The 5,967-nt window shown below is 30.0% G+C and carries 5 protein-coding genes and 2 other annotated features; all 5 genes read left to right on the top strand.

Features of this window, described 5'->3' with window-relative positions:
* Positions 1-106: 106 nt before the first annotated feature.
* Positions 107-326 (top strand) — a binding site (T-box leader).
* A 46-nt stretch (positions 327-372) separates the two neighbouring features.
* Positions 373-596, top strand: a binding site (T-box leader).
* A gap of 76 nt (positions 597-672) precedes the next feature.
* Positions 673-1,884: a homoserine dehydrogenase gene (locus tag MR593_RS06245; protein ID WP_290690933.1), complete on the top strand. Its 1,212-nt coding sequence runs from the start codon at positions 673-675 to the stop codon at positions 1,882-1,884.
* A 185-nt stretch (positions 1,885-2,069) separates the two neighbouring features.
* Positions 2,070-3,338, top strand: a complete 1,269-nt coding sequence (gene hisD, locus MR593_RS06240; protein ID WP_290690931.1) for a histidinol dehydrogenase — start codon at positions 2,070-2,072, stop codon at positions 3,336-3,338.
* A 231-nt stretch (positions 3,339-3,569) separates the two neighbouring features.
* Positions 3,570-4,595, top strand: coding sequence for a type I glyceraldehyde-3-phosphate dehydrogenase (gap, locus tag MR593_RS06235; RefSeq protein WP_290690929.1), 1,026 nt, complete (start codon positions 3,570-3,572; stop codon positions 4,593-4,595).
* A 161-nt stretch (positions 4,596-4,756) separates the two neighbouring features.
* Positions 4,757-5,125, top strand: a complete 369-nt coding sequence (locus tag MR593_RS06230; protein WP_290690926.1) for a C-GCAxxG-C-C family (seleno)protein — start codon at positions 4,757-4,759, stop codon at positions 5,123-5,125.
* A gap of 146 nt (positions 5,126-5,271) precedes the next feature.
* On the top strand, positions 5,272-5,967 hold a 696-nt coding region (locus MR593_RS06225; protein ID WP_290690923.1), incomplete at its 3' end, for a hypothetical protein.

Below are 5,967 nucleotides of genomic sequence, written 5' to 3'. Positions count from 1 at the left end.
AGACTCCTTTATAAAAAAAGAAATAAAATAAAAATACAAAAAAATATAAAAGAAAGTTGACAATTTGATAATTATATCATATTATATAATTATTAAATCTAATTAAAAAAAGGCAATGAATAGGAAGAGTAAATCTAATTCGGTTTACAGAGAGGAAAATTTATAAGCTGGAAGATTTTCTAAATTAGAGGGATTGAAAACTACCTAGGAGCTGTGGTCTGAAGATATGTAAATGTAGCAGTAAGACTCACCGTTAGTCGCGTTAAGACATTGAGTGGATTTTTATCAAATTAGGTGGAACCGCGGGATAATATCTCGTCCTTTTTATTACAAGGGACGAGTTTTTTTATTCAAAAAATAAAATTATATTTTTAAAAGGCAATGAATAGGAAGAGTAAATCTAATTCGGTTTACAGAGAGGAAAATTTATAGCTGGAAGATTTTCTAAATTAGAGGGTTTGAAAACTACCTAGGAGCTGTAGTCTGAAGATATGTAAATGTAGCAGTAAGACTTACCGTTAGTCGCGTTAAAACTTTGAGTGAGTTATTTTAAAAATAACTAAATAGGGTGGAACCGCGATAGACTCGTCCCTTTTGAGGAGAGGAGTCTTTTTTATTATAAAAAATAAATGATAAATATATAAAAATTGCTAGTAGGAGGTAAAAACAAAAATGAAAATAGGAATATTAGGATATGGAACAGTTGCGAGCGGATTAGTAGATATAATTGATAGTAATAAGGATAAAAGAGATATAACTATAGAAGGTATATTAGTCAGAGATGTAGATAAATACTCACATAAAAAGCATGCAGATGTTTTAACTTCAAATATAGACGATATATTTGCCAAGGATATAGATGTAATGGTGGAATTACTAGGGGGCTTACATCCAGCTTATGAATATTTAAAAAAAGCAATAGAAAATAAAATAAACATAGTAACTGCAAATAAAGATATGCTAGCTGAATTCGGGGCAGAATTAGTTAAATTAGCTAAAGAAAACGGAGTATGTATAAAATTTGAAGCTTCAGTTGGAGGTGGTATACCAGTTATAAAACCACTTATAGAATCATTAGAAGGAAATGAAATAAATTCAATATCTGCCATATTAAATGGAACTACTAACTTTATTTTATCAAAAATGTACGATGAAGACTTATCTTATGAACAAGCTTTAAAACAAGCTCAAGAATTAGGATTTGCTGAAGCTAATCCAGAAGCAGATGTAATGGGATATGATGCAGGTAGAAAATTATCAATATTATCTACATTATCATATAACAAGAGAATCTACTGGAAGGATTTTTATCTAGAAGGGATAGATAAAATCGAACATAAAGACATAGAATATGCAAAAAAACTTGGATGCAAAATAAAATTAGTCGGACAAAGTAAATTAAAAGATGGAAAAGTCAATGGATTTGTAAGACCAGTTTTAATAGATAACGACAACATAATGTCTAAAATAGACAATGAGTTTAATATAATAGTTGCAAATGGAGATTTCTTAGGAGATGTATCATTTGTAGGTAAAGGAGCAGGAAAAGACGCTACAGGAAGTGCAGTATACGCAGACGTATTAGATATATACGATAAACGTATAAATAACGTGGATGCATTTATGCAAGAAAAAATATCTGTAGATAAGCTAGTATCAAGTGAATGTAAAGCTCTACTTAGATTCAAAAAACCTCAACAAAAGGAAAAGATAATATCTGTATTAAAGGAAAATTTAATAGATTCTGAAGTGATAGCTCAAGATGATGAATTAGCTGTTATGGTAGATGCTTCTTCTGAATGCGCTATAAACGATAGTCTAAAAGTTATACAAGATAATAATTACTGTGAAGATATGAGTAAAATATTAAAATTGAGCCTGTAAGGATACTTTGCTAAAAGTAGATTTAAAAATAAGTTGTTGTTTGAAAAAGGGAATGTCTTATAAAATGGCACTCCCTTTTTCTTTATAAAAACTTAGAAACGTATTCCTGTAAAAATTTGTATCTAAATCCAAATATATGGATTATAATTAAATATAGATAAAATATTGAAAAGAGGAGGAGAAATATGGAAGTGATAAAAAGCTCAACATTTAAAAATGTTGAAACTGAAAAAATCGTAAAAGAACAAGTATCTTCTATAATAGAAGATATAAAAATAAATAAAGATGAAGCTTTAAAAAAATACAATTTGAAATTCGACAACAACAATAGAGAGGTAATAAGAGTTTCAAAGGAAGAAATCGAAGAAGCCTACAAACAAGTAGACGATAAATTTATCGAAAACTTAAAAATAGCTGCTACAAATATAGAAAACTTCGCAAAAGCACAAAAAGAAAGCTTTGACAATAACTTCGAAAAGGAAATATATCCAGGAGTTATCCTAGGCCAAAAACATATACCAGTTAATTCTTGCTTAGCTTACGTACCAGGTGGAGGATACCCACTATTTTCAACTGCTCTAATGCTTATAATACCAGCAAAGGTTGCAGGAGTTAAAAGAGTTGTAGCTTGCTCTCCAACTATGAAGGATGTAGCAAAGATAAATCCTAAGACATTAGTAGCTATGGATATAGCAGGTGCAGATGAAATCTACGCAACTGGTGGGGTACAAGCAATAGCTGCATTTACATATGGAACAGAAAGCATAAAACCAGTAGATATAATTGTAGGACCAGGAAACAAATACGTAACAGAAGCAAAAAGACAATGCTATGGTACTGTAGGTATAGATTTTGTCGCAGGACCAAGTGAAGTGCTTATAATAGCTGACGAAACAGCAAATTCTACATATATAGCAGCAGATGTGCTTGCACAATGTGAACACGATTTAAACGCAAGAGGAATACTTTTAACAACTAATAGAGAATTTGCAAAAGAAGTACAAAAAAAGGTAGAAAAAATGCTAGAAGTACTACCTACTAAAAATATAGCTAAGCCATCATGGGACAACAACGGTGAAATAATTTTAGTAGATAACTTAAAAGAAGCAGTAAAATTATCAAATGAATATGCTCCAGAACACTTAGAAATAAATATCAAAAACAACGACGAAATAATAGACGAACTTGTAAACTACGGATCACTATTTATAGGTGGATATTCAGCAGAAGTATTTGGAGATTATGTATCAGGAACAAATCATACACTACCTACATTAAAAGCATCTAGATATACAGGTGGAGTTTGGGTAGGTACATTTATAAAAACTTGTACACATCAAGTATTAAATAAAGAAGCCATAAAATCTCTAGCTCCAGTTGCAGTTGAATTAGCTAAAGACGAAGGCTTACATGCCCATGCAAATGCTGCAAGAGTTAGATTAGAGGACAATTAATATTATAAAATATATATTAATTATTAATTAGTATATCACAAAAAAATAATACATTATTAAAATGCCATATAATAGATTATATCTAAAAAAATGGCATTTTTTTATGTTTAAAACAGCATTAATTTAAAATTTAACAATATATTAAACACTATTTTTCGAAAAAAATATAAAAAAGTATTGCATATATAATATATATGATATACAATAAGTGGTGTAAAGATAACTTATGAAATGGGGGATATAAACTTGATAAAAGTAGGAATAAATGGTTTTGGTAGAATAGGAAGAAACGTGCTTAGAATAGCACAAGAAAGATTAAACGATGATATACAAATAGTTGCTATAAATGCTAGAGCAAATGCAGAAACATTAGCACATTTGTTTACATATGATTCTTGCTATGGAATATACAAAGGTGAAGTAGAAGTTAAAGACGAAGAAACTATGTTAATAGATTCTAAAGAAGTAAAAATTCTTAGATATTCAGATCCAGCTGAAATACCATGGGGTGAATTAGGAGTAGATATAGTAATTGAATCTACAGGTAAATTTAGAGACAAGGAAAGCGCTTCTAAACATATAGCTGCTGGAGCTAAAAAGGTTATAATAACTGCACCTGGTAAAGACGAAGATGTTACAATAGTAATGGGTGTTAACGAAGAAAAATACGACAGCGAAAAACACAATATAATTTCAAATGCTTCTTGCACAACTAACTGCTTAGCACCATTTGCAAAAGTACTAGACGAAAAATTCGGTATAGAAGAAGGTTTAATGACTACTATACATGCATATACAAACGATCAACAATTATTAGATAAAACTCACAAGGATTTAAGAAGAGCAAGAGCAGCAGCTGAATCTATGATACCAACAACAACAGGAGCTGCAAAAGCCGTAGCTAAGGTTTTACCTCAATTAGAAGGTAAATTAAACGGATTTTCAGTAAGAGTTCCTACTCCAACTGTTTCTCTAGTAGATTTAGTTTGTACACTTAAGAAAAGTGCTACAATAGAAGAAGTAAACGCTGCATTAAAAGAAGCTGCAGACGGCGAATTAAAAGGAATATTAGGATACTGTGATAAACCACTTGTATCAATTGATTTTAGAGGAGATTCTAGATCTTCTATAATAGATGCATTATCAACTATGGCGATTGGAGATAAAATGTTCAAGGTTGTATCTTGGTACGACAATGAATGGGGTTACTCAACAAGAACTGTAGATTTAGTAAAATATGTTGCAGAAAGATTATAATCTAAATGTATTTTACACTGAATTAGTTAACCATATTTAACCAAATAAAAATAAACCTATTAATACATTGTTTCTACTAATTTATTTTAAGAAGCAATGTTTTTTTTTGCAAAAGTTTGTTAAAATATAAGTAGTATATAGAAAAATTGGAGGATAAAAAGATGAGTGAAAAAAAATTAGCATCAGATTATTTTATGGAAGGATTAAATTGTGCTGAATCAGTAATACAAGCATACAACGATGAATTTGGCACTGATATACCAATAAGAGTAGCAAGCGGTTTAGGTGGCGGATGTGCTGTTGGAAACTTATGTGGAGCTGTAAATGGAGCATGTATATGTGCTAGCTTTGCAAAAGGTAGAGATAAAGTAGGAGAAGAAAATGTAGCAAAATCTTACACTAAAAAAGTAATGGAAAAAGTTAAAGAAACTTATGGAGCTACAGATTGTAAATCTCTTAAAAAAGACAGAGTTGGATGCAAAGAAATAGTAGATTTTGCTTACGGTGCAGTAAAAGAAGCTTTAAAATAAGTGTAAAAAATTAAATTTTGTCGAAAAATCTTTCTCTATTACGGGGAGAGATTTTTTCATTTAATGAATTAATACATATATAAATATGATATAATATAATTCAAAATCGATAGAGAATATAAAATATATAGAAAAGGTGAATAAATATGAAATTAATTGATAATGCTATATTTTCAAAGTTTCTTCAATTTGATATAGATGAAAATATTCCAATTTATGAAGGTAGATTTTGTATATATTTACTTGATAAAAAGTACAAATGTAGCGGTAAGGTTGTATATAAAATGGCCACAGAAGGAACGATAGTATTTAGGGGAAGAATATTGTCTGTTAAGGATTGCGATGTGGATATTACACTTGATTACGATTCAGCGGAAATTGAAATTTACCAGTATAAGCCCGCTTCTGTTACGATAAGCTCTATAAGTGATTCGAGTATAGAAGGATATATAAATCACGGCCATATAAGATCTAAAAATTACGAGGTCGATTATGTCGATTTTGATGTTGTAAATTTTGATAAATATTTTGGGAAACTCATAAGATATAACGACAAGCTATTTGCTGGAAGAATCGAATTTAGTGCAGGTGATTTTGAAGTTATAATAGATAAAAGGTTTGATTTTACTAAGGAGCTAGATGAAAAATTAAAAGACAGGGACGCGCATATAATAACCCACAGCGGTAGAATAAGAAGAAAAGATAAAAAAACATTTAAAACAAATATAATAAATCAATTATTTGATAATTTATCGCTATCTTTTAGCTTTATGTGCGGCAGATATGTAGATATATGCTCAGCATTTGGATATAAAGACGGAGAAAACGTATATAGATTGTGG

It is taken from the genome of Intestinibacter sp. (assembly GCF_022780145.1).
In the GTDB taxonomy this organism is placed as follows: Bacteria; Bacillota; Clostridia; order Peptostreptococcales; family Peptostreptococcaceae; genus Intestinibacter.
Note: the sequence above shows the minus strand (reverse complement) of the source record. Positions and strands in the feature narration are given on the sequence as shown.

Bases quoted from the DNA above. Each gene is read 5' to 3' on its own strand.
- gap (WP_290690929.1), top strand. From the start codon at position 3,570: ATGGGGGATATAAACTTGATAAAAGTAGGAATAAATGGTTTTGGTAGA.
- MR593_RS06245 (WP_290690933.1), top strand. From the start codon at position 673: ATGAAAATAGGAATATTAGGATATGGAACAGTTGCGAGCGGATTAGTA.
- hisD (WP_290690931.1), top strand. From the start codon at position 2,070: ATGGAAGTGATAAAAAGCTCAACATTTAAAAATGTTGAAACTGAAAAA.
- MR593_RS06230 (WP_290690926.1), top strand. From the start codon at position 4,757: ATGAGTGAAAAAAAATTAGCATCAGATTATTTTATGGAAGGATTAAAT.